This window comes from Corynebacterium sp. DNF00584 (genome assembly GCF_001552965.1).
Lineage (GTDB): Bacteria > Actinomycetota > Actinomycetes > Mycobacteriales > Mycobacteriaceae > Corynebacterium > Corynebacterium phoceense.
The window spans coordinates 1-23,781 of the sequence record NZ_KQ959732.1 but is presented as its reverse complement, the minus strand read 5'-3'; the positions used below and the strand labels follow the sequence as shown (position 1 = coordinate 23,781).

Annotated in this window: 24 protein-coding genes and 1 pseudogene; 15 read left to right on the top strand and 10 right to left on the bottom strand. The window is 63.4% G+C overall.

The window, feature by feature from the left end:
• Window positions 1–11: 11 nt before the first annotated feature.
• The 5 genes from HMPREF0307_RS02420 to HMPREF0307_RS02400 form a co-directional block, all read right to left on the bottom strand.
• Window positions 12–689 carry a metal-dependent transcriptional regulator gene (locus HMPREF0307_RS02420; RefSeq protein WP_066486468.1) on the bottom strand — a complete coding sequence of 226 codons (678 nt, stop codon included), beginning with the start codon at window positions 687–689 and terminating at the stop codon, window positions 12–14.
• Window positions 690–1,018: 329 nt separating this feature from the next.
• The gene (locus HMPREF0307_RS02415) at window positions 1,019–2,026 is read right to left on the bottom strand and encodes a sigma-70 family RNA polymerase sigma factor (protein WP_066486463.1); all 1,008 of its coding nucleotides are present in this window, start codon (window positions 2,024–2,026) and stop codon (window positions 1,019–1,021) included.
• Between the two features lie 193 nt (window positions 2,027–2,219).
• Window positions 2,220–2,672, bottom strand: coding sequence for a D-aminoacyl-tRNA deacylase (gene dtd / locus HMPREF0307_RS02410; protein ID WP_066486460.1), 453 nt, complete (start codon window positions 2,670–2,672; stop codon window positions 2,220–2,222).
• Between the two features lie 14 nt (window positions 2,673–2,686).
• On the bottom strand, window positions 2,687–4,237 hold the full coding sequence (locus HMPREF0307_RS02405; RefSeq protein WP_066486458.1) for a DUF7782 domain-containing protein: 1,551 nt from the start codon (window positions 4,235–4,237) through the stop codon (window positions 2,687–2,689).
• A gap of 9 nt (window positions 4,238–4,246) precedes the next feature.
• Window positions 4,247–4,720: a DUF3099 domain-containing protein gene (locus HMPREF0307_RS02400; RefSeq protein WP_230384119.1), complete on the bottom strand. Its 474-nt coding sequence runs from the start codon at window positions 4,718–4,720 to the stop codon at window positions 4,247–4,249.
• A 49-nt stretch (window positions 4,721–4,769) separates the two neighbouring features.
• Here HMPREF0307_RS02400 and HMPREF0307_RS02395 point away from each other — a divergent pair, with 49 nt between their 5' ends.
• The 7 genes from HMPREF0307_RS02395 to HMPREF0307_RS02365 all read left to right on the top strand — a co-directional run bounded on the left by HMPREF0307_RS02395 (window position 4,770) and on the right by HMPREF0307_RS02365 (window position 12,385).
• The gene (locus tag HMPREF0307_RS02395; RefSeq protein WP_066486456.1) at window positions 4,770–5,024 is read left to right on the top strand and encodes a DUF3039 domain-containing protein; all 255 of its coding nucleotides are present in this window, start codon (window positions 4,770–4,772) and stop codon (window positions 5,022–5,024) included.
• Window positions 5,021–6,787 (top strand): DEAD/DEAH box helicase, encoded by a 1,767-nt coding sequence (locus tag HMPREF0307_RS02390; protein WP_066486451.1) that lies wholly within the window; start codon window positions 5,021–5,023, stop codon window positions 6,785–6,787. The genes HMPREF0307_RS02395 and HMPREF0307_RS02390 overlap by 4 nt, the downstream gene beginning before the upstream one ends.
• 139 nt (window positions 6,788–6,926) lie before the next feature.
• A complete protein-coding gene (locus tag HMPREF0307_RS02385) occupies window positions 6,927–7,742 on the top strand; it encodes an endonuclease domain-containing protein (protein WP_066486449.1) in 816 nt (271 codons plus the stop codon).
• Window positions 7,743–8,150: 408 nt separating this feature from the next.
• Window positions 8,151–8,459, top strand: coding sequence for a FeoA family protein (locus tag HMPREF0307_RS12445; protein WP_231725009.1), 309 nt, complete (start codon window positions 8,151–8,153; stop codon window positions 8,457–8,459).
• Window positions 8,456–10,438 (top strand): ferrous iron transport protein B, encoded by a 1,983-nt coding sequence (gene feoB, locus HMPREF0307_RS02375; RefSeq protein WP_066486438.1) that lies wholly within the window; start codon window positions 8,456–8,458, stop codon window positions 10,436–10,438. Before HMPREF0307_RS12445 ends, feoB begins: the two co-directional genes overlap by 4 nt.
• 20 nt (window positions 10,439–10,458) lie before the next feature.
• Window positions 10,459–10,731, top strand: coding sequence for a hypothetical protein (locus HMPREF0307_RS13095; protein ID WP_068802193.1), 273 nt, complete (start codon window positions 10,459–10,461; stop codon window positions 10,729–10,731).
• Window positions 10,732–11,140: 409 nt separating this feature from the next.
• Window positions 11,141–12,385: an NAD(P)/FAD-dependent oxidoreductase gene (locus HMPREF0307_RS02365; RefSeq protein WP_066486430.1), complete on the top strand. Its 1,245-nt coding sequence runs from the start codon at window positions 11,141–11,143 to the stop codon at window positions 12,383–12,385.
• Between the two features lie 67 nt (window positions 12,386–12,452).
• On the opposite strand, the gene HMPREF0307_RS13250 is transcribed toward HMPREF0307_RS02365, so the two are convergent.
• Window positions 12,453–13,382 (bottom strand): hypothetical protein, encoded by a 930-nt coding sequence (locus HMPREF0307_RS13250; protein WP_231725007.1) that lies wholly within the window; start codon window positions 13,380–13,382, stop codon window positions 12,453–12,455.
• Window positions 13,383–13,568: 186 nt separating this feature from the next.
• Window positions 13,569–14,621 carry an AbrB family transcriptional regulator gene (locus HMPREF0307_RS02350; RefSeq protein WP_070736289.1) on the bottom strand — a complete coding sequence of 351 codons (1,053 nt, stop codon included), beginning with the start codon at window positions 14,619–14,621 and terminating at the stop codon, window positions 13,569–13,571.
• 175 nt (window positions 14,622–14,796) lie between these two features.
• Here HMPREF0307_RS02350 and HMPREF0307_RS02345 point away from each other — a divergent pair, with 175 nt between their 5' ends.
• The 8 genes from HMPREF0307_RS02345 (at window position 14,797) to HMPREF0307_RS02310 (ending at window position 20,814) form a co-directional block, all read left to right on the top strand.
• Window positions 14,797–15,777, top strand: coding sequence for a Bug family tripartite tricarboxylate transporter substrate binding protein (locus HMPREF0307_RS02345; protein ID WP_066486427.1), 981 nt, complete (start codon window positions 14,797–14,799; stop codon window positions 15,775–15,777).
• On the top strand, window positions 15,774–16,403 hold the full coding sequence (locus HMPREF0307_RS02340) for a tripartite tricarboxylate transporter TctB family protein (RefSeq protein WP_066486425.1): 630 nt from the start codon (window positions 15,774–15,776) through the stop codon (window positions 16,401–16,403). The genes HMPREF0307_RS02345 and HMPREF0307_RS02340 overlap by 4 nt, the downstream gene beginning before the upstream one ends.
• A gap of 3 nt (window positions 16,404–16,406) precedes the next feature.
• The gene (locus HMPREF0307_RS02335; protein ID WP_066486418.1) at window positions 16,407–17,936 is read left to right on the top strand and encodes a tripartite tricarboxylate transporter permease; all 1,530 of its coding nucleotides are present in this window, start codon (window positions 16,407–16,409) and stop codon (window positions 17,934–17,936) included.
• Between the two features lie 424 nt (window positions 17,937–18,360).
• Window positions 18,361–19,068: a hypothetical protein gene (locus tag HMPREF0307_RS02330; RefSeq protein ID WP_066486408.1), complete on the top strand. Its 708-nt coding sequence runs from the start codon at window positions 18,361–18,363 to the stop codon at window positions 19,066–19,068.
• Between the two features lie 169 nt (window positions 19,069–19,237).
• Window positions 19,238–19,615, top strand: a complete 378-nt coding sequence (locus HMPREF0307_RS02325; RefSeq protein WP_066486405.1) for a hypothetical protein — start codon at window positions 19,238–19,240, stop codon at window positions 19,613–19,615.
• On the top strand, window positions 19,615–20,085 hold the full coding sequence (locus HMPREF0307_RS02320; RefSeq protein ID WP_066486402.1) for a hypothetical protein: 471 nt from the start codon (window positions 19,615–19,617) through the stop codon (window positions 20,083–20,085). The genes HMPREF0307_RS02325 and HMPREF0307_RS02320 overlap by 1 nt, the downstream gene beginning before the upstream one ends.
• A gap of 141 nt (window positions 20,086–20,226) precedes the next feature.
• A complete protein-coding gene (locus HMPREF0307_RS02315) occupies window positions 20,227–20,409 on the top strand; it encodes a hypothetical protein (protein WP_066486395.1) in 183 nt (60 codons plus the stop codon).
• 15 nt (window positions 20,410–20,424) lie between these two features.
• Complete coding sequence (locus HMPREF0307_RS02310) at window positions 20,425–20,814, top strand: CAP domain-containing protein (RefSeq protein ID WP_066486384.1); 390 nt, start codon at window positions 20,425–20,427, stop codon at window positions 20,812–20,814.
• A gap of 100 nt (window positions 20,815–20,914) precedes the next feature.
• Here HMPREF0307_RS02310 and HMPREF0307_RS02305 read toward each other — a convergent pair.
• The 3 genes and pseudogenes from HMPREF0307_RS02305 to HMPREF0307_RS02295 all read right to left on the bottom strand — a co-directional run.
• A pseudogene (locus tag HMPREF0307_RS02305) lies at window positions 20,915–21,391 on the bottom strand (response regulator transcription factor); the annotation flags it as partial.
• Between the two features lie 232 nt (window positions 21,392–21,623).
• Window positions 21,624–23,183, bottom strand: a complete 1,560-nt coding sequence (locus tag HMPREF0307_RS02300; RefSeq protein WP_066486381.1) for a hypothetical protein — start codon at window positions 23,181–23,183, stop codon at window positions 21,624–21,626.
• 36 nt (window positions 23,184–23,219) lie between these two features.
• Window positions 23,220–23,781: ImmA/IrrE family metallo-endopeptidase (locus HMPREF0307_RS02295; RefSeq protein WP_197418372.1), on the bottom strand; the 562-nt coding region annotated here is incomplete at its 5' end.

The window sequence follows — 23,781 nt, the reverse complement described above, 5'->3', positions numbered from 1 at the left end:
GGCTCGGCACGCTACGTGCGAATGCGAATGGCGTGAGCGAGGTCGTCGACGAGCTCAACGGTGGCACCGTTGTCCGTCGTCATCGTCACGGTGCCGTTGTCATTGACCACGGTGACCGCGGCGCCGACCACGATGCCAGCCTCGTAGAGCTCACGGAACTGGGAGGCATCGACCTGCAGGATCTCGTTGATCTGCTCGATGGTGCCCTTCGTCTCCTCGTTGTCCGGAAGATCGATGACGCGCACGCCCGCCTCGAGCGACGGCGGGGTCACGCCCAGCTCGTCGAGGGCCGGGATGGGATTGCCGAACGGGGAGCGGAATGGTTCGTCCAGGATGTTGACGAGGCGACGCTCGACGTCCTCGCTCATGACGTGCTCCCAGCGGCAGGCCTCGTCGTGGACCTGGTGGATGTCGAGGCCCAGGACGTCGGTGAGCAGGAGCTCAGCGAGACGGTGCTTGCGCATAACGGCCGTGGCCAGTGAGCGGCCCTGCGCCGTGAGGTCGAGGCTGCGGTCGTTGCGCACGTGCAGTAGGCCATCGCGCTCCATGCGGGCGACCGTCTGGGAGACCGTCGGGCCGGACTGCTCGAGGCGCTCAGCAATGCGGGCGCGCAAGGGAGTAATACCCTCTTCTTCCAGCTCATAGATGGTACGAAGATACATCTCCGTGGTATCGACTAGATCGCGCATGCTGTATGGCCTTTCTGTCTGGAGCCGACGTGCGCGACGGCCCCAGCTGCTGTAATAAAGAAATACTCGCCCACGCCAACGCGCCAGCACGCCGTTTTATTTCCACGACCTGCCGCCGCGCGGTGTGATTTACTCCCATACTTTAGCGTAAAAGCACGGTCCCGCGCGCAGGAAAACACTCTTAACTGCCGATTTTTGATAGTCGCGGACTATGGGATGTGGGCGACTAAGCGCCGAAACCTGTAGGTGACATACGACACCGCCCCCGGCCGGCTGGCCGAGAGCGGTGGAAAGGGGCGCGGTGGTGCCCGGAATGAGTGTGGGCTTGTTTACTGGGCGTACTCGCGCAGGCGGGCGGCGCGGTTGCCGTCGCGCAGCTTAGCCATCACCTCGCGCTCGATCTGGCGGACGCGCTCGCGGGAGAGACCGAACTTGCGGCCAATCTGGTCGAGGGTGCGCGGCACACCGTCGTCCAGGCCGTAGCGCAGACGGATGACATCCTGCTCGCGCTGCTCCAAAGAGCCGATGACGGAGCGGATATCAGAGTGGCGCATCGCGGCGACGACGGCGGACTCGGCGTCGGTCGCCTCAGCGTCCTCAATGAAGTCGCCCAGCGGTGCTTCCTCGTCCGCGCCGACCGGCATGTCAAGCGAGACCGGGTCGCGGGACTGGCGCAGGAGCATCTCAATCTTCGACTCGTCAATGCCGGATTCCTCCGACAGCTCCTCGTTCGTGGCCTCGCGGCCCAGGGACTGGTACATCTCGCGCTTGATGCGGGAGAGCTTATTGACCTGTTCGACGAGGTGGACTGGGAGGCGAATGGTGCGCGACTGGTCAGCCATGCCGCGCGTAATGGCCTGGCGAATCCACCACGTGGCGTACGTGGAGAACTTAAAGCCCTTGGAGTAGTCGAACTTTTCCATGGCGCGAATAAGGCCGAGGTTGCCCTCCTGGATGAGATCGAGGAGCGGCATGCCGCGGCCGGTGTAACGCTTCGCGAGCGAGACGACGAGACGGAGGTTGGCTTCCAGCAGGTGGGAGCGGGCCTTCTTGCCGTCGCGGGCGAGGATCTTCAAATCACGCTTCTCAGCGCGGGTGAGCTTCTCGGCGTTGGCGAGCTTGTGCTCCGCGTAGAGACCAACCTCAATACGCTGGGCGAGTTCCACCTCGTCTTCGGCCGAGAGCAGCGCCGTCTTACCGATACCGTTGAGATAAACACGAACCAAGTCTGCGGAGGGATTATCGTTCGTCTGATTGCGGCGGGAGCCGCGGTCCGCGTCGTCGGGCGCGAAGCCGTCGTTTTCTGCGGTGGTGTGGGCTGCGGAAGAGCTGCTCATTGTTTGTGGCCTCCTATAAGGTTTCGCCGGTAACACATTGTTCAACGGCCGAGAGGTGAAATGAGTTCCCGCCGCCGATTATTGCTGCGATAAGTGTCGCACAAATGGGGGTAATTCACCGGGGGTAACCTGCGGTTTCCTGAGATCCATTTAAAACAAAAAATTAGTGGAAATTCAGACTCGGGCCGCGAGGCTAGCACTCGACGAGGACCGTGAAGGGGCCCTGATTGACGGAGGTGACCTCCATCATGGCACCGAAGCGGCCTGTCTCCACGTGCACTCCGTGGCCCTCGAGCGCGGTGCGCAGCGCCTCGATGACGGGCTCGGCGTCTTCGCCAGGCGCGGCGTCCGACCATGACGGGCGGCGGCCCTTGGCGGTGCGGCCGTAGAGCGTGAACTGGGAGACGAGGAGAACCGGCGCGCCCGCGTCGCGGACGGCAACCTCGCCGTCGAGGATACGCAGGCCCGAGATCTTGTCTGCCATCTTGTCAATTTTCGACGCCAGCGTGCTGGCGTCGTCGCAGTCCTCGCGGGCCACGCCCACGAGTGCGAGCAGCCCGCCGGTCTCGGGGCAGTCGATAGCGCCGACCACCTCGCCTTCGACGGTGACGGACGCGGACGAGACGCGAGTGAGAACGGCGCGCATGAAAGAAAGACTCCTTAGTCGTTGAGCAGGTCGGTGGGTATGAGCAAGCCGTGGCGGACGAGATCCACGACGGCAGGCAGGGCAGAGGCGAGGAGCTCGTCCTCGTCGAAGTCGTTGAGTGCGGCGTAGACGCCGACGGTATCGGCGAGTGTGAGGCCCTCCGGGTTGAGACCCGCGACGATGGCGGCGAGGTGCTGGTCCACGTCGTGCTGCCAGCGTGGGCCCTCGGTACGGGTGAGTCGCAGTGCGGCGCGGTGAAAACCTTGGCCGGCTTCGTCCGGCAGGGCGACGTCCTCGCGGGCGAGGCCCGGGCGCACCGCGAAGTGAGAGCGCTCCAGCTTGCCGGGGACGAGGCCGCGCAGCCACGCGACGCGCGCGAAGTACTCCTCGACCTCGGGGCCGAGCGGATCGTTAAACGGCTGCGGCATGTACTCCGCCAGAATGTCCGAGGGTTCGTCGTCGCCGATGCGCTGCAGAGCAACGAAGCCGAAGCCGATGCCCGTGACGTCGTGGGCATGGAAGTGCTGAAGCCAGCGCTGCGCCTGCTCCTTGCCGGTGTCCGAGCGCAGGTCCACGGATTCGTCCTTGAGCCACGTCGAGACGTAGAGCGACGGGTCCGCGACGTCGCGCTGGATGATCCACGCGGCCACGCCTGTGGCGGGCAACCAGGACGCGACGCGCTGCTGCCAGGGGACGTCGCCTTGGTGGACCCAGGCCGCGAGCAGGTGGGCGGTGCCGCCGGGGTTGAGGTGCTCTGGGGCCTGGGAGATGACGAGCTCGGAGGCGCCGTCCAGGTTGAGGCCGGAGTCGCGATAGACGTGGCCCACGGTGGGCAAGCCCACGACGAAGGGCGGGTTGGCCACGATCCGGTCGAAGCGTTCGCCGTCGACAGGCTCGAACCAGGAGCCCTGGCGGAGATCGACGCGCTCGGTGGCACCGGCCGCGGCGACAGTGGCACGGGCGAGCTCGAGGGCGCGCGCATGGACGTCTGTGGCGACAACCCGCGTAGCGTTGCCCAGCTGGCCGAGCAGCTGCACTCCCGAGCCTGTGCCGAGGTCGAGGACGGACTCGACCGGCGAGTGCGGAGTCGACTGGAGGAGGGAGAGCGAGGCCGAACCGACGCCCAACACGTGATCGGGGCCGGGGACGTGGTCGACGAAGGTGGCGTCCACGTCGGAAAAGACCCAGTGGTTGGCGCCCGCGATGACGTGCGGGCGTACGTCGAGGGCGATACGGAGCGTCCCGGCGGTAGCAGCAGGGACGGTGACCCCGGCGTCGATGAGGCGGGTGGCCAGCGGTGCAGAGAGGGCATCGGCAAGCTCGGCGGGGGTTAGCGGCTCGTGGAGGATAAACGCGCGAATGAGCGCGTCGAGCTGCGTGCCGCCGGAGGTGGCGAGCAGAACGGGGCCGGACTCGCCGCGATAGAGGGCCTCGGTGACCTCAGGGCCCAGGTGGCCGGAGAGACCGGCGTCGGTAAAGCCGGCGGATTCGAAGGCGGCGGCGAGGTCCGCGGCGGCATCGGCAAGCGGGAACTTGGGGTTGAGCGGCGCGAAGAAGTCGGTCATAGCGGGCCTTTACTGAGTGTCGTCGTGGTCGATGGTGCGGGAGGCGGGCAGCTCGGCGGTGCGTTCACGCTCAAGCTGGGCGTAGTGCTGTTGCTGCTGGCGGGCGAGGGCGGGGCGGTAGACCATGCGCTCGCGCTCGTCGCGCTTCTGGCCGCGGCCGTTGCCGAGCACGACCGCAATCCACGGCAGCGGCACGGAGACGGCCAGCGCGATGGTCGCGGCGAGGTACCAGTGCATGACGAGGAAGAACGCGCCGAGCAGGAGGGAGGGCACGCGGAGGAACTGGAGAAAAGCGTATTGCTTCTCGCGGCGGAGGCGATCCTGGCCGGGGCCGACCTTCGCGTCTGTAATGAGGGCACTGCGGCGGGCAAAACGGCGGCGGGGAGCTTCCTCTGCGACGCCCTCAATAATGGAGGGATCGCTAGACGACGATCCGGTCATAGGATCGTCTGGGGTGTCGTCGCCATTGTCCCGAGTGCTCATGACAACCCAGCCTAGCCCCTAGAGTCGCATTTTTTAACCCTCGTGGGGCATGATAGGTCGAGTGAGTACTACGACGACGAAGACGATTGAACGCCCCGACGTTCGTGAAGAGACGTCGACGGGTGATGGCACCCCGAAGTTCTTCCACTACGTGCGCAAGGACAAGATCCTGAATTCCGCTGTGAGCGGCGAATACGTCGTTGCACTGTGCGGCGAGACCTTCCCGGTGACCAAACAGGCGAAGCCGGGTTCTCCGGTGTGCCCGGACTGCGAGAAAATCTATAAGGGGCTGCGTCGTAAGTGAGCGCCCGCCGCGGTCCTTTGCGCGCCTGGCAACAGGCGGCATTGGACAAATTCTTGGCAACCAAACCGCGTGACTTCATGGCCGTGGCAACGCCGGGTGCCGGTAAGACGACGTTCGCGTTGCGCATTGCCACGGAGCTTATCGATGACCGCACGGTCGACCGCGTCATTGTTGTGGTCCCCACGGAGCACCTCAAGGTGCAGTGGTCCCACGCCGCCGCGCGCGTGAACCTGTCGCTGGACCCGAACTTTAAGAACTCGTCTGCGGTCAACCCGGCGTACGACGGCATTGTGGTCACCTATGCCCAGGTAGGCATGCACCCGTTCAAGCACCGCGCCGTGGCCTCGTCCAAGCGCACGTTGGTGATCCTTGACGAGATCCACCACGCCGGCGACGCAAAAAGCTGGGGCGACGGCGTGCGCGAGGCCTACGACGACGTGGAGCACCGCCTGGCGCTTACAGGTACGCCGTTCCGTTCCGATGACTCGCAGATCCCCTTCGTGCGCTACGAGCAGGACGGTGAGGGCCACCTCGTTAGCCAGTCCGACCACACCTATGGGTACGGTGACGCGCTTGCCGATGGCGTCGTGCGCCCCGTGGTCTTCCTTTCTTACTCTGGCGAGTCGCGCTGGCGCGATTCCGCCGGCGAGGAGCATGCCGCCCGCCTGGGCGACATCCTCAACCCGGAGCAGACCGCCCGCGCGTGGAAGACGGCGCTGGACCCCAAGGGCGAGTGGATTCCTACCGTTTTGAATGCGGCACACACGCGGCTTATGCAGATGCGCCGCAACATGCCGGACGCCGGCGGCCTCGTGCTCGCCACGGACACGCAGACCGCCCGCGCGTACGCGAAGATCTTGAAGAAGCTGTCGAATACGCCGGTCTCCGTCATCCTCTCCGACGATCCGACGTCCTCGGACCGCATTGAGGAATTCTCCCAGTCCACCGACGAGTGGATGGTCGCTGTGCGCATGGTTTCTGAGGGCGTCGACGTCCCGCGCCTGGCCGTGGGCGTCTACGCCACCTCCGCGTCCACGCCGCTCTTCTTCGCGCAGGCCATCGGCCGTTTTGTGCGTTCGCGCATGCCGGGCGAAACCGCGAGTGTCTTCCTGCCCTCCGTCCCCGTGCTCCTGGGCCTGGCGGAGAACATGGAAAAGTCCCGTGACCACGTCCTTGGTGCGGAGAAGTCCCCGGATAAGGAGGGCTGGGACGACGATCTGTTGGCCGAAGCCAACAAGAAGAAGACCGAGCAGGACATGCTCGAGCCGACCTACGAGTCCTTGGGTGCGGAGGCTGAGTTCTCCGGCCTGCTCTTCAACGGCTCCCAGTTCACCACCGGCGATATCACGCAGGAAGACCAGGACTTCATCGGCATCCCCGGCCTCCTCGACGCCGATCAGGTCAAGGACCTGCTGCGCAAGAAGCAGTCCGATGAACTCGACCGCCGCGAGCAGGAAGAGAAGGCCAAGCGCGCCGCCGAGGCCGCCGAGGCCCACCGCCGCGAAATCTTCGGCCTGCCCAGCGCGCCGCAGAACCGGAAGCCCGCTGCTTCCGATGCCGCTGGCGAAGCCAGCGGTGTTGTCGATGAGATCGCCGAGCTGCGCAAGGAGCTCAACACCTTGGTCTCCATCAAGGCGCAGAGCTCCGGCCGCCCGCACGGCGCTATCCACACGGAGGTCAGAAAGGCCTGCGGCGGCCCGCCCACCGCACTGTGCAACGCGGAGCAGCTGCAGGCGCGGATTGATTTTCTGCGGGCTTGGTAGAGCGCAGGTGCTCTCGCTTGTCGAAACGTGAATGAGTCGCCGAAAATCGGGTGAATTTTCGGCGACTCATTCATACTTGTGCTGCACGCTCGGGCGCCTTCGGTTAGGCTGATGCTCACAACACACGGGGGAGATCAGCATGGGGATTGTTGACAGAAAATTTCCGGGGGCTTTCAAAGTAGGCCAGGGCCTTTACTTGCCTGAAGAGCCGACGCCGGAACAGCTCGCGGCGCTCGCTTGCGAGAGGGGTGCGTATCTAACCGGCGAGAGCGCCGCACAGGTGCTGCTGGGTGAACAGCTCACCTTTCCGCTGCGCTTGGTGAGTCGCACATCGCTACCGTCTTCGCAGCTATGGACCGCGTCGCGACGGAACCGGTTGGTGTACCTCACGCGTGGCGACCTTAAGATCCTGTATCACCCCCTCGCCGTGGCCGATATCGCCAATGACGACCGGGCCATTCGGCTGCTCGCGAGCCGCTACGGCGGAAAGAGGGGACAGAGGTTGCTCGACGAGGATCTCTCGCACGTGCGCGAGCTTCCCAAGCGGACGCGGGAACTTATCAACCGCGCCGCGGTCGGGGCTGAGTCCCTGCTCGAGCGCACTGTCGCCCGTGCACTGCGGGAACATGGCGTCGAGGTAAAAGTCAATCACCTGATCGGGCTTTACCGCTGGGATCTGGTGATCCCGAAAACGAAGGTCGCAATCGAACTTGACGGATTCAAGTTCCACATCCAGCGTGACGTGTTCATCCATGACCGCTGGAAGAATAATGATGCTGTCCTGCGCGGCTGGACGACGCTTCGATATTCCGGTTCTTGCGTGAAACATCATCTCGAGGACGTGGTGGGGCAAATCCTCTCAGCGAAGGCCCCGCGACTGAGCGAGCGGTGGCACAGGCTCTTCGTACGGCAGTGGCATTGGGGTATGCACGACGAGATGGTTGTTCTGGAATGACGGAACGTGAATGAGTAGCGAAAAACAGAGTGAGTTTTCGGCGACTCATTCATACTTCGCAGTCCCACCTGCCGAAGGGGACGCATGCCGCTGCACTCGGCCGGTGCATGCGGCCAGCGTTCCCGTGAATTCGCGAGTGCAGTTCTCAGAATTGCCCGAGACGAGAGCGGCCTGCACGACGGTCAGGCCGCCGCGGTAGCGACTTTCAAGAGGCAGGCAGCGACGCGGGAACACCCTGCACAAAGTGCAATTGATGGCCGCGTACCGCGGCGCCGAAACAAGGAGGGGATCCACCCCTGGGTGTGACAAAGTAGTCAAGCCAAGGATCGCCTTCCTAAGGCAAGCCTTCGCGATTTAAACTACCGATGAGATTAATTATCAGCCTCACTCATTGACGAGGAAGTCCTCATGGTTATGTTGTCGCTTTTTGCCACCGGCCACCGCGCCGCGACTTCTGCACCGCTGCCTGGCGCGGTCGAGCGCGAATGCACTGCCCGCGCCCACCTCCTGCCCGTCGGCGCCGAAGCCGTGCTCACCAGCGTCGCCCGCGTCACGAATCCGGCGCTGGCCCTTCGCCTGCGCGAGCTCGGCTTGCGCGAGGGCGCGACACTCACCATTGGCAATAAGACGGCCGGCGGCGGCCGCGTCGTGACCGTGGACGGCTGCCGCTACGCCCTCGACGTGGCGACCCTCGCGAGCCTGGACGTCCAACGATGAGCACCACACACAAAGCCGCCAGCTGTCACAGCAATGCCGGCGGGGCAGTAGCTCCCGCGGGTGCGCCTATCGTCGCGCTCGTCGGCGCACCGAACTCCGGCAAGTCCACGCTCTTTAACGCGCTCACCGGTGCGAAGGCCCAGACCGGCAACTGGCCAGGCACCACCGTCGAGGTCGCCCGCGGCGCCTGGCGGCTCAGCACAGCGCACGACTGCGCGTGTGCCGGGACCAGCGAGTGCCACTGCCCTCACCAGGCGCAGGCGATCGACCTCATCGACTTTCCTGGCGCGTATTCGCTCGACCCTATGAGCCCGGATGAGGAGCTCACCCGGGACATGCTCATCAGGCATCCGGTGGACGAGCGTCCCGATGCCGTCGTAGTCCTCGTCGACGCCACCGCCGTGGCGCGCGGTCTCAACATGGCGCTGCAGGTTGCGGAGTACCCGCACCGCGTCGTCATCGCGCTGAGTAAGACGGACACGGCCGCCGCCCGCGGCATCACCGTGGATGTCAGGAAGCTGGAAAAGCAGCTCGGGATGCCCGTCGTCACTGTCAACGGACGCACGCGCTCCGGCATCGCAGAACTAGAGCGCGCCGTCCGCGCAGCACTGGCCACGACTAAGACCACCCTCCGCACCTCCCATGATCCCGACGATCGATTCCGAGATGTCGATGCTGCTGTGAAGGCCGCCGTCACCCGCGGTCCCGCCGCGACCACCGCCACGGAGAAGATTGACCGCTTCGCCCTCCACCCGGTCCTGGGGCCCATTCTCTTCCTTGGCGTCATGTGGCTCGTCTTCCAGATCACCACCACTGTCGCGGCACCGCTGCAGGATGGCCTCGAGGCGTTCATCCTGGGGCCAGTCTCTGATGCGGCGCGCGCCGGGCTCGAAAAAGTCGGCCTGGGCGGGGGACTGGTGGAAGGCCTCCTTGTCGACGGTTTCATCGGCGGCGTGGGCACCGTGCTCACCTTCGCCCCGCTCATGGCGCTCATGTTCATCTGCCTGGCCGTGCTGGAGGACTCCGGCTATATGGCGCGGGCGGCGGTGGTCACCGACCGCGTCATGCGCGCCATCGGGCTGCCGGGCAAGGCGTTTATCCCCATCATCGTGGGTTTTGGCTGCAATGTCCCGGCGATTGCCGCCACGCGCGTGCTCGCCGCGCCCAGACAGCGCATCCTCACCGCACTGCTCATTCCATTCACGTCGTGCTCCGCGCGCCTCGTCGTCTTCCTCATGCTCGCGCAGACCTTCTTCCCGGCGCATGCAGGCAGCGCCGTCTTCACGATGTACGTCGTCTCCATCGCACTCGTCGTGCTCACCGGCCTGCTCCTGCGCCACACGCTGTGGCGCGCCATGCCCGCCGAGGCACTTGTCATTGATTTGCCCTCCTACCAGCTGCCCACCGCGCGCCTGGCCTTGTCCGTCATGTGGATTCGTCTCAGAGGATTCCTGCGCACCGCCGGCGGCATTATCGTCTCCACCGTCATCGTCATCTGGCTGCTCATGGCCATCCCCGTCGGCACGGACGCCCGGATTGGTGAGGTCGCCCCACAGGATTCCGCGTACGGCACCGTCGCGCGCACCATCGCCCCGGCCTTCGCGCCTGCTGGCTTTGACTCGTGGTCGCTCACTGGCCCGCTCGTCACCGGCTTCGTGGCGAAGGAAGCGCTTATCTCCACGTGGGCGCAGACCTATGCCGTCGCGGACGTCACGGATGCTGATCCCACCGAGCAAGCCGCCAGCCCCCTCGCCAGCAGTATCCGCGCTGACTTTGAGGCGGCATCGGAAGGCCATGCTTTGGCCGCGGTGTGGGCCTACATGCTCTTCCTGCTCTCGTACACCCCGTGCGTGGCGACCATCGCCGCACAGCGCCGCGAAATCGGCTGGCGGTGGACCCTCTTCGGCTTCGGCGTGCAGCTCGCCTTTGCGTGGACGCTCTCCGTCATCGCCTTCCAGCTCCTCAAGCTGGTGCTGTAATGTTCCGCCGCAGCCTTCCGATGCCCCCATCCCTCCCACCGTCCCGCGCCGTCACCGCCGCGTTGGCCCAGGGAATAAGCGGAACCCCGGCGCTGGCCGCCGCGACCGGGCTCGACGCCGAGACCGTCGACCTTGTCCTGGCGCACCTCGAGGCCACCGGCGAGCTCACGCGCGCAGCGCTCGGCGAGTGCGAAGCCACCAGCTGCGACGGCTGTTCCTGGGCCGGCAACTGCGCAGCCCACGTTCCAGGCCGCACGGTTCCCATCGAGCTGCACCTTCACCGCCCGGCTTAGATGGGGAGACAAGGACAACCTCTGGTTCCACGGCGGTAACCTCCACCAGTCGCGCCACTATTCGCGCTACCTCGCGCTCCAGTTGAAGGCCCGCTACGAGGGACTTGACACCCCGGTCTACAAGCTGGCCGAAGTCCATCACCTCCGTTAACAGTCACCACATACAGCGCCGCCATCCTTCCTTGATGGCGGCGCTTCGCGCGCGCCGGGCCATAGGTCACCCCACCGCACCGAGCTATTAACCACCATCGCCGAGGCCCCACAACACCCACTCAATCGAGACGTCATTTCGCCCCACACAACCACCAACACGGTAGTAATATGTCTCACAATTAACACCCCACTGTGCGCGCCCCACAAGGGCTCTACGCACAACACACCCACTCGACACCCTGAGAGGAAGCATTCCATGGCAGCACCCCAGTCCACCCCACATTCGATCGTCGTCGGCGCAGGCATGGTCGGCTTGTCCACGGCCTGGTTCCTCCGGCAGAAAGGCCACGAGGTCACCGTCATTGACCGCGATGGCGTCGCAGCCGGTTCCTCCTGGGGCAATGCCGGGTGGCTGAGCCCCGGCAAGACCATTCCGCTCGCCAACACGGAGCTGTGGCGCTACACCCCGCAGGCCTTCTTCAATCCGGATGCCGCCCTCCACGTCCCGCTTCCGCCCAGCCCGCAGGTCATCGACTTTGGCGTGCGTTTTATGGCGCACGCCACCCAGAAGGCCTGGGATAAGACGATGGCTGCGCTCACTCCCATCGATCTCAAGGCACTCGACGCCTATGACGAGATGGTCGACGGCGGCGTCGAGTCCTGGACGAAGAAGAGCCCGTTCATCATCGCCTTCAAGAACGAGCAGGAGGCCGAGGGGTTTATTCATGAGGTCGAAGGCGCCGTGCGCCACGGCCAGGACGTCCCGTTTGAAGAGGTCGCCAATCCTCGCGAATTCGTGCCCTTCCTCAGCGATAACGCGCAGCTCGTCTTCCAGCTGGGCAACCAGCGCTACTTTGAGCCGGGTCCGTTCTGCCACAAGCTTGCCGATGCCCTCCGCGACCGCGGCGTCACCATCCGCACCGGCGCCTCCGTCGTGGACGTCCAGTCCACCCGCAAGCCCGTGGTGGAGCTCTCCACCGGCGAGCGTCTCCAAGCCGACCACGTGGTCCTGGCCACCGGCGCGTGGCTGCCCAAGCTCGCCCGCAAGCTCGGCGTGCGCACCCGCGTCCAAGCCGGACGTGGTTACTCATTCAGCGTTGATACCGGCGCGCACCCCGCCGAGTATCCCCTCTACCTGCCCGCGCAGCGCCTGGCCTGCACCCCGTACGAGGGCCGCTTCCGCATTGCCGGCACCATGGAGTTCCGCGATGCCGACGCTCCCTTCGACCCCAAGCGCGTCCAGTCCATGGTCAAGGCCGCCAAGGAAATGTTCACCGGCCTCAACTTCGACAACCGCCAAGACGAGTGGGTGGGCTCCCGCCCCGTCACCCCGGACGGCCTGCCGCTTATCGGCGCGACCAAAGCCCCCAACGTCTTTGTTGCCGGCGGCCACGGCATGTGGGGCGTCGTCTTAGGCCCCGCCTCCGGCCGCGCCCTCGCTCACCTCATTGAGACAGGGGAGACCCTGCCGGAGATCCGGGACTTCGACCCGCTGCGCTAGCAAGCCCGCCCTGCTTGCCGATGCCCCCTCGCGACGCCGAGCCCCCAACCTCGGCGTCGCGTTCGCCCTACAGTCCGAGCAACGAGCGCAGCTGGCGCATGATGGGCTGAGCCTGCGGCAGCTGCAGCGCGCCCGCTACGGCCGCGATGATCGCAAGCACCCCGAGGATCGGACCTGCGATGGCTGCCTGCGAGGACACCGACTCCGGAACCTTATTTGACGGATCGTCGCTGGACATGAGGATGTCCTGACCTGACGAGAGGATGTCGATGTCGCTCGCCCCGCCGTCGGGGTAATCGACGATGGAGGAGCCGATGGTGCCCTTCTCGCAGAACTCCACGGCTTTCGCGTCTGCGGCAGCGACTGTCTTCGACCATGCCGCGTACTCCGCGGCGGTCTTGGGATCGATTCCAGCAATCGCCTTCTTCAGAGCGTCACTGCGCTCGGACTCGGCGGGCAGCACGGGCATAAGGTGAGAGTTGGCTTCGCCAGAGCTAATCATGTCGACAGGATCCTGGGCGAGCTCGTGCGTCGTGACGACACCTGCTTCTGAACGCTCCGAGTCCATGATGAGCAGCAAGTAGTTGTCGATTTCATCCTTCGTGTAGCCAGCAGCGAGCGCTTCCGCGACGACCTTGTCGGTCGGCGCTTCGTCGTTGAGTCCGCTGTACGCGGCCTGCTGGTACTCGTCAAGCTGCGCACGCGCCTCATCAGAAGACAGGGACTTCTCCATTTCATCGCGCAGTGCGTCGAAGAAGTGGAACGGACCATTGCTGAATTCATTCGTTTCCGCCCACGTGAATTCGCGGGTGCAGGTGGAGGTGTTTCCGGAGACGATAGTGGCATGTGCCGGCGCGACAACCGTTGAAGCGGCAATTGCAACACCAACACCGAGGGCAACAGCGCGCGACTGAGTGTGCAGAGAAAGACGAGAGTTTTTAATTATGAGAAGAGTGTAATCCTTGCAGTGATCCTCGGGGTGGTTTTGGTCGCACATTTGCATGCGCCTGACTTGTCTTGGATACGTCTATGCCCAGGGACTTCATCGGAGCTGTGCTTTAGCGTCTGGCTTGGTGGGGACAAAGTCTGACCCTACGGCACGTAATGGAGACTATAAAAGAGTGCGTCGACACGAAACGTGGAGCACGAAAACGCGTGGTCGAGAAACACCGTGCGGTACGGGCTAGCGACGCCGCGTGAGGAAGTTAATGATGGGGGCGAGGTAGCCCGCGAGCAGCATGATGATCGTGACGCGGATGAGCTGTAGCGTAATGATGGTCGGGCTGTGCTCGGCTTCCGTGGCAAGCGAGATGACGGTCTCCAGTCCGCCCGGGCTGGTGGCCAAATACGCGTCAAAGTAGGGGATGCCCAGCCATTCCATGATTCCCCACGCAGTGAGAGCGCACGCCCCGATGGTCGCCGCCACAGCGGCGAGCACCATCGGAATTTGCTTGGCGAAGAGCTTGAGCGTTGCTGGCGTGATGCCACCACCGCACATAAAGCCGATGAGGATATGCGAGGCCACTTTCATCTCCCACGGCAGTGCAATCGTGGCATCGGGGAGGAGTGCCGCGAGCCCCACAGTGAGCAACATCGGGGCAAAGAGGTGTGGAGCGGGCAAGCGAAGGAGCTTGCCCAGATGCGGACCTGCTACAGCAAAGACGACGAGGAGCGCCAAGACGCCTGGACTCGAGATGTCCGAGTTGGCGGATGCGTGCGGTACGTTCTCACCGTGGTCAAGGAAGCTACCCAGAATCGGCAGCGAACTCGACACGATAAGGAGGCGCAGATATTGCGTAAGCGAGACCAGCTGGAAGTGCGCACCGGTCTCCTTGGCAATAGCGGGCATGGTCGACGACCCACCGGGGAGCAGGCACAGGATTCCCGTTTGGCCGGAGATACTTGGCTCCCGTTTCGCGAGGAGGAGGCCAAAACCGAAGCCAATCGCGATGGTGAGGATCGAGACGAGGAGGCCTGGCAAAGCGACGGCGGTGAGCTCATCGAGTGTCGCTACCGCCATGGGGATGCCTGCCAGTACGCCAATGACACCCCGCGCTGACTTGTCAATCAGGCGGTGAAGCGGGAGTTCGTGATGTGTCGTCATCGCCACGGTGGCAGAGGCGAGAATGCCAGCCAGAATCCACGCGGCGGCGAGCCCGAAGTAGGAAAAGAGAGAACCGAGCAGCAGCGCGAGAACAATCGCTGCTGTCCAGCGGAAGAACTTCGGAGCACTCACAGAAAAGAATCCTACGTCACACAGATTTACCTTGCGGGTTGATAGACCAAATGAATGTAATTCGGCTCTCGCTCCAGGGGAGCGGGTGTCCCCCGTCACAGGAGACGCTACATTGTGTATCCAGGCCCCAACAAGAGGCTAAAGGTTATGACAACGCTCTCCCCAAGGAATAAAAGTGAAAAAGGCACTCACACCGATACTCGCGGTCGTGGCGCTCGTACTCACAGCAACAGGACTTTGGTTCTCTGCTGCCGTGGGATCGGGCGCGACATCGCGTTCGTCACTCACCATCATCGCCGGTGCGAATCCCGGTGGTGGTTGGGATACGACAGCTCGAGCCATCCAACAAGTCGCTCGTGACCACAACATTGTGGGCAACGTCCAGGTCGTCAATATTCCGGGTGCGGGCGGCACGATTGCGCTCACTAAGCTCTCGGAGATGACGGGTAACGAGAATACGATTCTCGTCACCGGTGGCGGCATGATTGCCTCCGCGGAAATTGCGCAGCCCGGCGTCCAGATCTCGGATGTCACGCCCGTCGTGAAGTACACCGAAGAATATTCGGTGGTGGTCGTCCCCGCAGACTCGCCCTTCCAGACGATGGAGGACTACGTCGCGGCATGGAAGTCCAACCCGCAGTCTATTGCGGTGGGCGGTGCATCCATCGGTAACACGGACCACTTGCTCGCGTCGAAGACGGCACTCGCTTCTGGTCTCACCGTTGACGAAATGAAGTACATCCCGTTCGAAGGCGGCGGCGATCTGCTCAACTCGCTGCTCTCTCACTCCGTCGATGTTGGTTACACGGGCTACAAGGAAGTCCAGGACCAGGTCGAAAACGGCACGCTGCGTGTCCTGGGTATCTCCTCGGCGGAGCGCCAACCAGGACTCGATGACATCCCCACGTTCACGGAGTCGGGCGTCGACGTTGTTGCGTCGAACTGGCGTGGATTTGTCGCGCCTCCGGGAATCAGCGAGGAAGCTCGCCAGGAGCTCACGAACATCCTCCAAGAAGTCCATGACACCGAGGACTGGACGCAGATGGCCGAGCGCAATAGCTGGTCCGACGCGCTGGTCACCGGTGATGACGCAACCCGCTTCTTCGAAGAAGAACACAAGAACGCAATCGACCTCGTGGAGGTGCTTGGGCTATGACAACGGCAACGAAAGTAAAGCCGGACAAGACGCCGGCGAAGCGCAGCTACGGCGAGCTCGTGCTTGCCGCGCTCCTGGGGCTTGTGGGCCTGTGGATGCTGCTGGGTCGCTCGACCATCCAGGTCATCGGTGAGACCATCCCCGGCCCGCTCTTCTTACCTACGGGAGTGGGCATCGGCTGCCTTGTGCTCGCCGCAGTCCTGGCGGCGGATGTCTTCGCTAAGCCGCAGCGCCTGCGTGACTCCACGCACAATACGTCCAGCAACGTCTCGACGGACCTGCTTGATGACCTCGGCGGCATCGACGAAGACGAGCGTCACATCTCCACGCTGAGTGACGACGCGGACGCAGACCTCCCGCCCAGCGCGGAGGTCGCCAACCCGCCCACGGACTGGAAGACGTGGGGTGCCGTCGTCGTGGCCTTCGTCCTCACCATTGCGGTGCTTCCGTACCTGGGGTGGATCCTCACCTCGTCGCTTCTCTTCTTCGCCATCTCCCAGGTATTGGGCGGCAAGAACTGGCCGCGCGATCTCGCTATCAGCTTCATTGTGGGTTCAGTGACCTACTTCATTTTCGCCTTGGGTCTGGGACTCAATCTTCCGGCCGGCTTCTTCGGAGGTATCTAAATCATGGAGCAACTCACTTCACTCATTGCGGGCTTCGGCGCGGCGCTCACGCCGGCCAACCTCATCTACCTCGTTATCGGTGCCGTGCTTGGTACTGCGGTCGGCGTCCTGCCCGGCCTTGGCTCGTCGATGGCAGTGGCCCTGCTGCTGCCTATCGCGTTCACTCTCGATCCCACCGGCGCCTTCATCATGTTCTCGGCGGTGTACTTCGGTGGTCTCTTTGGCGACTCGACTGCAGGAATCCTGCTTAACACGCCAGGTCAAGCCTCGGCCATTGCTTCTTCACTTGAAGGACACCGCATGGCTCGCGACGGACGCGCAGCCACAGCCCTTGCGACCGCCGCGATTGGTGCCTTCATCGGTGGTTTCATCTCAACGCTCATCGTCGCGTTCTTCTCGCCGTACCTCGTCCTACTTGCCACGCAGTTCGGCCCGGCGGAGTACTTCGCCCTCGCCGTCTTCGCGTTCTTCGCCATCTCCTCGGTCGTCTCGGAGTCCATCATCCGCGGTCTTGGCGCACTCGCCATCGGTCTTGCATTGTCCTTCGTTGGTATCGACGGCCCGTCCGGAACGGAGCGCTTTACCTTCAACATCCCGCAGCTCTTTGACGGCATCGATATCGTCGTCGTGACCGTCGGCCTGCTCGCGGTGGGGGAAATCCTCCACACCGCAGCGACCATCAAGGTCTCGCCGCCTGACTTCAAGCTCGGCACCACCAAGGCGACCATGTCTAAGGCAGACTTCCGTCGCGCGCTTCCATCCTGGCTGCGCGGCACAGCGTTCGGCGCGCCGTTCGGTCTCATCCCAGCCGGTGGTTCTGAGGTGCCGACCTTCATGGCGTACGGCACGGAGAAGCGCATCGCGAAGAAGAAGGGCCAGACGGACTTCGGCACGACTGGCTCCATCAACGGCCTTGCTGCACCGGAAGCTGCCGGCAACTCTTCTGCAGGTACGTCGCTGGGTACCTTGCTCGCCATCGGTCTGCCCACCTCTGCGACCGCAGCCATCCTTCTGGGTGCGTTCCAGCAATTCGGCCTGCAGCCCGGACCGCTCCTTTTCGAGCGCTCCGGTGACCTCGTCTGGACACTCATCGCGTCGCTCTTCCTGGCGCTCGTCGTCCTCGTGACGCTGAACCTGTTCCTTGCACCGATGTGGGCAAAGCTGCTCTACATTCCGCACAACTACCTCTACGCCGGCATCGCTGTCCTGGCCACGCTGGGTGTCTACGCAGTGGGTGCCTCCATCGTCGACGTCGCCCTCATGCTCGGCTTCGGAATTCTGGGCTTCCTCATGCGCAAGTACAACATGCCGGTCGCGCCGGTCCTTATGGGCTTCATCCTCGGGCCGCTGGCCGAGGTTGAGCTTCGCCGTGCGCTCACCATTTCCGGTGGCGAGCTCTCCGCGCTTGCCGATGGCCCCATTTCCATCGGCATCTACATCTTCCTCGCCGGCGCAGCCATCGTCACGGTTGTCCAGCACCTTCGCGGCATTCGCCGCGAGCGTAAAGCTGCTCAGGAACCAGTCGCTGTCTAGTTATCGCTAGCTAGACATCGCACATCCTTTATTTGGGGGCATATGGCCCGAGATAGACAGGGGTTTGGTCTAGCCAGCGGTTATTTCCGGGCGTGGCCGAGCTGTGTTTGGTACCAGCCAGCGTTTGTATAGGAGTACGCATGCGTACATCTGGTTGCAGGCCCAAGTGCAATTCGAATCGCCCCTCTCTGAGTAGACTGAGCTAGCTTGTTGAGCCGAAGGGATACCGGTGTGTCCGCGAAACAGCGAAGCAAAGGTTGAAGCCAATATTCACGTGGGTGGCGGGGGTGAGTATTTATCGGGTGTACCCCTTTTGTGAGCTTGTGTCACCATCACGTGGGGGTAGTCCCCGACACACTGACACTGACTACCAGTAGGGTGGGGACACTGAATTAGTGATAGCGACCATGAGAAAGGCTCGACGATGACCACCCCGAATAATCCTTACGGCGACTCCGCATCGAACAGCGGGTTCGGCGCGAATGGTGCTGGCGATGGTGCCGCGGACGGTGCGACGTCCTCGAACGGTTCCACGAACCCCGGTGCCGGTGCTGGCCAGGGTCTGCCCAATTACGGCTCGAGCGACGCGAACCCGACGGGTACCTCGAATCCGGCTGAAGGCACGGGCAGCACTGCTTATGGTGCAGGTGCCGGTGCAGGCGCTGACTATGGCACTGGTGCGGGTGCTGGCTACACGGGCTACGGCGCAGCAGGCACGCCTGGTGCCACAGGTACTCCGGGCTACGGCCAGGGTTACCAGGGTGCTGGTGACTGGGGCGCGGCTGCGGCACAGAAGTCGAAGCTTGCGCCGTGGGCACTTGGCGTGGGTATTATCGCGCTGCTGTCGTGCCTGTTCATCATTCCGCCCGTCGTATTGGGCCCGATCGGCATCATCCTGGCCATCGTCGCGCTCGTCATGGCGCGCAAGCTGCCCAAGGAAGCACGCCGCACGTGGATGTCTGTTACGGGTCTGGTGCTTTCCGTCCTGTCGCTGCTGTTCGTAGTTGTCCTCGCAGTTTTTAGCGTGGGTGTCTTCCAGAGCGCCAACCTGGATGAGTGCATGAAGCTCACGGATCCCGCCGAGCAGCAAAAGTGCATTGAGAATAACGTCAATAGCTCCTTCGGTCAGTAAGACCGCTGGTGCGGCATTACTTGTCGCATGAACCCCGCTGCGGCTCAGTTCATTGAACTGTCGCCACGCGGGGTTCTTTCACGTCTTGAAGCTGGGAAGAGAAACAACCGTTCGAAGCCCAGTGTCCGGTCGCGGGGTCGTGTTGGGGGTGGGCTCTACGTTAAGGAGCATGAGTAAGAAGTACGACCCAGTTGCCGCTGCGCAGTTTACCGGGCAGCCCACACAGCGGCCCACAGAGCAGCTCGTGGCGCACCATGCGGAGCAGCCTGCGGGGCCGTCCGCACCGGTGGTTGCGCTCACGATTGCCGACGTGGCGAAGCTGCGGTGGCTGCGCGCGCAGATTCACGGGCCGGTCATCTTGGCCGAATTTCGTGAGGCGATGCTCGATGCCGTCGCGGACTACCGCGTGGACCGAGGAAAGAGCGTGGGCACCGCCGTCATCATTACGGTGGCGGCACTCGTGCTCGCCGCGGTGGCCGTGCTCGTCGGTATCACCATCATGCAGGGCGCGGCCGAGTGGATGCAATCCCTGAGGGAGGGCAGCTAATGAACTCGAAGAGTAGCGGCTGCGGCGGGATTATCGCCTTCGTCTTTCTCATCGCCATTGCAGTATGGGCGCTTGCCATTGCGCTGTGGGTCGCGGGTTTGGCCGTGGCCGTGGTCGGTGTGGGCTACGCCGGGGTGCTCATCTACCGCGCGTGGAAAGACACCGGCAAGGGCGCAGTACAGGACGAGCTCGACGCGGAGATTGTCGCGCTGGGCGTGGAATCCGCGGCGGACCTTGATGCGCTCTTGCTGGAGTGGGACTACGCGGCGGTCACCCAGGGCATCGGAAGCCCGTTGCAGGAGGCCTTCGCACAGGACCCGCGCATGGCGGAGCGCATCCGCGAGCAGATTATGGCTGCGGCGGTGCGGGTGCGCACCGCCCCGAATGAGCCGGAGCGTCTGCGCAGCGTCCTCGGCGCGGAGGAGCTGCGGGTCAACGTACAGGCACTTCTGCGTGACGGTCCAGGATGACTGCCGCCCGTGGCCCCGATAAGGGGTACGAATGGCGTCTGTCATAATCCTTAAATTATCATGAGTATACGTTAAGGCTGTGTTGTCTCGGTCTGCTCAGCACCTCTATTTCTTTCACCATCTCTTCAGGAGTGAGCTTTTATGAACGTCAATATGAATATTGACATCAACAAAATCATCGGCCTTATCGTTACGGTGATTTCGATTATCGGCGCCATCATCGGCGCGGTCCAGGGCGATACTGCTTCCTCGAGCATCAGTGGCAATGGCACCGCGCAGTCGGGCGGGACCAATTCCCAGCCGGCACCGCAGCCGGCACCGTAGCCTGCACCGAAGCCGGTGGAGCGCACGCCGGAGCAGGTGCGTGCGTCGCTTATGCGGCAGCTCAACGAGTTCCGTGCCTCGCAGGGGGTTGCACCCGTGTCTGAGTCTGCGGAGCTCAACGCCATCGCGCAGAAGTGGGCCGAGCACGAGGCCGCGCAGGGCACGTTCAACCACAGCACCCTGAAGTGCTGGACCTACACGGATTGCCCGCACGAGCACATCGCGATCGCCGGCGACCCGACCGCGGCCATCGATGTCTGGAAGCGCTCGAAGGATGGTCACCGCGAGGGCATGTACTACACGACCTCCGTTGCCGTGGGCCACGGCTTTGCTCGATACACCGCGGGCCCGAACAAGGGCGACTGGATCATCGTGCAGTTCTGGCATGACCACAACGAGCGCTAACGCTTGAATGCGGCGACCTCACCTTCCCATGGTCATATGGGAGGTGGGGTCGTTGATGTTCTCCGGTGTTTTTCGTGAATGCGCAACGGGGTTGTGCAGACTAGACGAGGTGGTAGCCGGAGCCGCGGACGGTCTCGATGCGCTCGGGGCCGATTTTCTTGCGCAGCGTCCGGATATAGACGTCCACGACGTTGGAACCAGGATCGAAGTCCATCTCCCAGACCATGGAGAGCAGCTGCGCGCGCGAGAGAATCTGTCCGGGGTGGCGCAGGAAGGTCTCGAGCAGGCCGAACTCGCGGCGGGAGAGGTCTTTGGACGTGCCGGCGACCTCCACGCGTTGGGTGCGCAGGTTGAGGCTCACGTCCTCGTGCGTGATGGTGAAAGTCTCAGGAGCTGAATTCGTCCCAGCCGCCGGGGTGCGCGGGGCAAGCCGCAGGCGCACGCGGGCTAAGAGCTCGGCGAACTGGAAAGGCTTGGGCACGTAGTCGTCCGCGCCGCCCTCCAAGGCCTTGACGCGGGCTTCGATATTGGTGCGGGCGGTGAGCACGATTATGGGCACGCCGACCTGGAGGACGCGCTAGACACGAAGGCGGCGTGGAGCCAGATGCACCCCGCTTCGCTGAAATCAAGGAGGAGTCCCACCGGAATAGACAGCGTCACGAGGACAGCGCACGCGCAGCCGAGGCCGACCGCAAAGAGGGCGGGGTAGCAGGTGCGCCAGGTGGCACGTCACCATGGCGAAGCCATGATTGCCGCCTTTCAGGGAGCTCGGGTCTCTACTGTCGATCCTACTTCGGCGCGTGTGAGGCTTACGTGGTCTTATAGACCACGTTCCACCGCCTGCGCATCTCGGAGGTGAGGAAATAACCCGCGGGGCGAGCCAGTTCCTCGTCGATATCGTCGAGAGCCTCGAAGAAGTCCTCCACCTCCTCGTCGATAGGTTCTGCGAGATCAAACCCGCGCAGGACCGAATCCTCGTCGATGAGCACGAGCGAGTTGTCATAGGTCACGAGCACGATGAGGGCACCGAGTTGGGCGGGTGTGTACCGGGGATCGGAGATGAGGTCGGGACGCACGACGGCGACATCGTGGAGAAGACGACGGGTGGCCGTAAGAATTTCCACATCGGCGGTCTGATGGGTGCGGAACCATCGAAGAATCTGTTTGCCGGTCGCCTTGACTCGGTCGACGAGTTCCGGGGAGAGGTCCTCGGTGTTGAGCGCCTCGAGAGGGAGCGGCGACTCGTCGAGGCGTGGGCGTCCCTTCTGCAGCAGAGCGCCTATCGTCCCCTCGGCGTACTCCGGTTCCTCCGTGACTTCTTTGGCGAAGTTCTTGTGCTGCTCCTCGAGCTCCTCCATGAGGCGCGTGTGGAGATCAGCGGGGCGCTTGATCTGCTTCTTCGACCACACAAGGAGGCGTTCCAGAACGAGTGGGAAGGCCTCCAGGTAGTCCTGCGCAGCGATCACCTTGCGGGCGATGGTGTCGAGGACGATCTCGATGCGCAGCGGGGACCAATGAAGCAGGTCGGCCATGGTGTAGTTGGAGGCGATCTCGAAGAGTTGCTCGGCGGCATCGCGATCATCGCCGGTGAGCTTTTCGGCCTTGAGGAACTCCTTGAGGACCTTGTCACGGTCGCTGAAGTCATCGTTTTCTTGACGGGCGCGGGCTGCGGCGAAAGTCTGCCCGTTCGCTGGTGCTTCATTGTCGGGCAGTAGCGAGATGACCCAGGTGAGCAGCGGGCGGTTGAGCGGCCACGACTCGTTCTCATGGGAGGGGATGGTGATTTCGTCGAGGTAGAGTGCGTTGCTGAGCACCTTCTTCAGACCCGCTACTGGGACCGTCATGGTGCGTTCCTGATCCTCATTGCGGCGCATGACGTCGCGGACGGCGTCGAGCGGGAGTGCCGTCGCGAAACAGTCGTAGATGGCGCCGTTGGTCTCCGTGAGGTCGATCGAGACGTTCACGGCCACCGGCTCCGAGCCAGGGATGGCGAGCTCGAGTGCGTAGTAGACGATGTCGCCGGCGTACTGCGTGGACTCGATGACTTCGCCGATGCTCGCCTGGGTGAGGCCTTCGGCCCACGCCGGAAGTTCGTGCTCGCGGGAGGCGAGTATTTCCTGCGTTCGCGACTTACGCTCGTCGTTGGGATCTAGAACTGCCGCCACGGCCAGCGCCATGGTGGACTCCGGAGAATCCTCGCCCCAGAGCTCCTCGAAGTATGTCGTGCCGACGGGCGTGCCTTCATCTATGCCCTCCTCGCGAGCGACGCGCTCGACGTAGAAGAGTCCATTGAGAAACTCGATGAGGTCGACGGGGGATTCGTCGTTGAGGAACTGGCGTACATCCGGTGCAGGCGGTGGTGTGGTCATGCTGGATACTGTACTGTGACGCGACGAGGTGCGAGACTAGACCACCGAAAGGCGTATTTGGAGCGCGAAACTGCGGGCCAATTCGGTGGGAAGGCCAAGCTCAGTCGCCATATCGTGAAGCGAATACTTATCGTTGCCTGCGATCGTGTCAAAGACGCGCGAGCGTTCGTAAAAGGTACGACCGCCAGGTTCAGCGGAGCGGAATCCGCGCAGCGTGAGAATGCGATTGAGCTCCGTGTAGTGCCAGTCTGAGCAACGACCGACTTCGTGCACGCGCCGTGCGGCTGCGATGGCTGAGACGCGAAAGGCGGTTTTGAACTCGAGCAGCCTCTCCAACGATGGGTTGTAGGGAAGGTATTCGAAGCACGCCGTGTGCGGAATGAGGAATTCTGCGGCAAAGGCATCGGCCTCGGATTCAGCCTCAGGCGTCGTGGGATCGTTGGGGTGCATAACGAGGCGGCCGAGCTCGTGAGCCAGCGTGAACCTCTCGCCTTCGGGGCTACGGCGACGCGCAGTAAAGATGTAGGGGCGACCGTCATCCCACAATGAAAAGGCATCGACAGGGGACCTGACCCCCGTTAGGTAGACACCTCTGATT